Source organism: Burkholderia sp. E168m23 (genome assembly GCF_016586125.1).
Taxonomy (GTDB): domain Bacteria; phylum Pseudomonadota; class Gammaproteobacteria; order Burkholderiales; family Burkholderiaceae; genus Burkholderia; species Burkholderia orbicola.
On sequence record NZ_BCPP01000849.1, the window covers coordinates 1 to 3,178 of the forward strand.

At 64.7% G+C, this 3,178-nt stretch carries 5 protein-coding genes; 4 read left to right on the forward strand and 1 reads right to left on the reverse strand.

Features of this window, described 5'->3' with window-relative positions; genetic code table 11:
• On the reverse strand, positions 1–274 hold a 274-nt coding region (locus JMF90_RS30720; protein WP_201325853.1), incomplete at its 3' end, for a peptidylprolyl isomerase.
• A 135-nt stretch (positions 275–409) separates the two neighbouring features.
• Here JMF90_RS30720 and radC point away from each other — a divergent pair.
• From radC to nadB, 4 genes are all read left to right on the forward strand, one after another.
• Positions 410–1,183 (forward strand): DNA repair protein RadC, encoded by a 774-nt coding sequence (gene radC / locus JMF90_RS30725; RefSeq protein ID WP_011546007.1) that lies wholly within the window; start codon positions 410–412, stop codon positions 1,181–1,183.
• 237 nt (positions 1,184–1,420) lie between these two features.
• Positions 1,421–1,654, forward strand: a complete 234-nt coding sequence (gene rpmB / locus JMF90_RS30730) for a 50S ribosomal protein L28 (RefSeq protein WP_004186391.1) — start codon at positions 1,421–1,423, stop codon at positions 1,652–1,654.
• Between the two features lie 17 nt (positions 1,655–1,671).
• Positions 1,672–1,839 (forward strand): 50S ribosomal protein L33, encoded by a 168-nt coding sequence (gene rpmG, locus JMF90_RS30735; RefSeq protein WP_006478046.1) that lies wholly within the window; start codon positions 1,672–1,674, stop codon positions 1,837–1,839.
• 176 nt (positions 1,840–2,015) lie between these two features.
• Positions 2,016–3,178 (forward strand): L-aspartate oxidase (gene nadB, locus JMF90_RS30740; RefSeq protein ID WP_201325854.1); only part of this gene is annotated, 1,163 nt, incomplete at its 3' end.

Sequence of the window (3,178 nt, forward strand, 5' to 3'; positions counted from 1 at the left end):
CGCGCAGCGTCGACAGCGTCACGCGCTGGAGCATGTCCGGATTGCGGGGGCCGAACCCCTGATCGGGGGCTAGCTGAAAAGTCGAATGGTCGCCGACCCTGAGCCCGAGCAGAATCTGTTCCAGCGACGGCGCCAGTTGCCCCGCGCCCAGCAACAGCGTGGCCGGCTTGTCCGAGAAGGTGTTGACGATGTCGGCGCCGTCGGCCAGTGCCAGCCGGTAATGCAACGTGACGTGGGAACCGGGCTTCACTTCGGATAGATCGATGAGGCTCATGAATTACTCGTTCAGTCGGCGCCCGCTACGGCCGAATGGCCCGGCGCAAAGCCAATATTGTAAGTCACCTGAGCGTGCAAGGCGGAAAGTGCGACGACGTTGCGCCCGCCGCCCGCCGCCAATGGAGTTCCGACCATGCTGTCTCCCTGCCCCATCCTGCCGTCGGCCGAATGCCGCGACACCGCCGATACGCCGGCCGATCCGCCCGGCCGCGTCATCCCGATCAACCGGCGCAGGCGCCGTCCGGGCGACTGGCGGCCCGAGCGGCCGCGCGAACGGCTGCTGGAACGCGGGCCGGCCGCGCTGACCGACGACGAGCTGATCGCGCTGCTGCTCGGCACCGGCAAGCCCGGTCACGATGTATTCGTCACCGCCCGCGCACTGGTCGATCAGTTCGGCACGCTGCACGGGCTGCTCGAAGCGACCGCCGACGATTTCGAGGCGCACCCCGGCATCGGCCCCGCACGCTCGGCGCGACTCGTCGCGGTCACCGAGATCGCGCGGCGCATGCTGGTGGAGAAGGCGGAAGAACGGATGCAGATCGACTCGCCCGGTGCCGTCGAGGATTGTTTGCGACTGAAGATCGGCACGCGCCAGTACGAAGTGTTCATCGCGGTCTATCTGGACGCGCGCAACCGCCTGATCGACATGGAGGAAATCGCGCGCGGCTCGCTCACACGCATGGCCGTCTATCCGCGCGAGATCGTGCGCCGCGCGATGAAACACAACGCCGCGGCGCTGATCGTCGCGCACAACCATCCGTCGGGCGCGGTGCAGCCGAGCGCGGAAGACCGCCGCCTGACCCGCGTGCTGAAGGACGCGCTCGAACTCGTCGACGTACGGTTGCTCGATCATGTCGTCGTCGGCGTCAGCGATACTTTCTCGTTCGCGCGGGCCGGTTGGCTGTAGACTGTGGCGCGGCGGCCCATCCCAGGGCGCCGCAACGACGAAGCGAAATTAGGTTTGATTTTTCTGAACTTTTTCTGCTAGAATCGTCGTCTGTCTTTTTTCCAACCAGTTCTAGCCATCGAAGGGCCTTGTCTGTAAGGGCTACGGCGTTCTGAGTGCAGCCATGGATCACGTGGCGGTGCGATGGAACCTTCACCGGCGATCGAACCCCGAATTTAGCGTATTAGGAGTGCTCTCATGGCACGCGTATGCCAAGTAACTGGGAAAGCGCCGATGAGCGGCAACAACGTTTCCCACGCCAACAACAAGACGAAGCGCCGCTTCCTCCCGAACCTGCAAAACCGCCGGTTCTGGGTTGAGAGCGAAAACCGCTGGGTGCGCCTGCGCGTCTCGAACGCCGGCCTGCGCCTGATCGACAAGAACGGCATCGATTCCGTGCTCGCTGACCTGCGCGCACGCGGCGAAGCCTAAGCCCAAGGAGCACAATCATGGCAAAAGGCGCCCGCGACAAGATCAAGCTTGAGTCGACCGCTGGTACGGGTCACTTCTACACGACCACGAAGAACAAGCGCAACATGCCGGAAAAGATGGCGATCAAGAAGTTCGATCCCGTCGTCCGCAAGCATGTGGAATACAAAGAAACCAAGATCAAGTAATCTCCGCTCCGGTTTCTGCCAGCCTGACGGCGACCGAAAAGCCCCGCACATGCGGGGCTTTTTGTTTTGCGCGTGTTTTGCGCGCACGCTCGAGCCCGACGCGGTATGCTCTCCCCTTTCCGCGGCCGCGGCCGCCGGAACGCACAAGATCAAAAGCGTAACGATGGAGATGCAGCATGAAATTCGACGTGGCGATCGTCGGCAGCGGCCTGGCAGGGCTGTCGGTCGCACTCAACCTGGCCAGCACGCGACGTGTCGCACTGATCGCGAAACGTTCGATGATGGAGGGGGCGAGCGATAACGCGCAAGGCGGCATCGCGGCGGTCCTCGACTCGGCGGACAGTATCGAGAACCACGTCGACGACACGCTGGTCGCCGGCGGCGGCCTGTGCGACGAAGGCGCGACGCGCTACATCGTCGAGCACGGGCGCGAAGCCATCGAATGGCTGATCTCGCAAGGCGTCCCGTTCACGAAGGACGACGCGGCCGAACTCGGCTTTCACCTGACGCGCGAAGGCGGCCACAGCCACCGGCGAATCATCCATGCGGCCGATGCGACCGGCCATGCGGTGCTCGCGACGCTGTCGGAACGGGCGCGCCAGCATCCGAACATCACGTTCTTCGAAAACCACCACGCAATCGACCTGATCACGTCCGACCGGCTCGGCCTGCCCGGCCGCCGCTGTCACGGCCTGTATGCGCTCGACGTCGACAACGACCGCACGATCACGATCGAGGCGCCGCACACCGTGCTCGCCACCGGCGGCGCCGGCAAGGTCTACCTGTACACGACGAACCCCGACACCGCGACCGGCGACGGCATCGCGATGGCATGGCGGGCGGGCTGCCGCGTGTCGAACATGGAATTCATCCAGTTCCACCCGACCTGCCTGTTCCATCCGTATGCGAAGTCGTTCCTGATTTCGGAGGCCGTGCGCGGCGAAGGCGGCCTGCTGAAGCTGCCCGACGGCACCCGCTTCATGCCCTCGCACGATCCGCGCGCGGAGCTCGCGCCGCGCGACATCGTCGCGCGCGCGATCGACTTCGAGATCAAGAAGCGCGGGATCGACTGCGTGTATCTCGACATCAGCCATCAGCCGGAAGCGTTCCTGCGCGAACACTTCCCGATGATTCATGCGCGCTGCCTCGAATTCGGCATCGACATCGCGAAACAGCCGATTCCCGTCGTGCCGGCCGCGCACTATACGTGCGGCGGCGTCGTCACCGATCTCGCGGGGCGCACCGATCTCGCCGGCCTGTATGCGGTCGGCGAAACGTCGTACACGGGGCTGCACGGCGCGAACCGGCTCGCGAGCAACTCGCTGCTCGAATGTCTCGT

Coding starts and splice junctions, on each gene's coding strand:
- radC (WP_011546007.1), top strand. CDS start 410: ATGCTGTCTCCCTGCCCCATCCTGCCGTCGGCCGAATGCCGCGACACC.
- rpmB (WP_004186391.1), top strand. CDS start 1,421: ATGGCACGCGTATGCCAAGTAACTGGGAAAGCGCCGATGAGCGGCAAC.
- rpmG (WP_006478046.1), top strand. CDS start 1,672: ATGGCAAAAGGCGCCCGCGACAAGATCAAGCTTGAGTCGACCGCTGGT.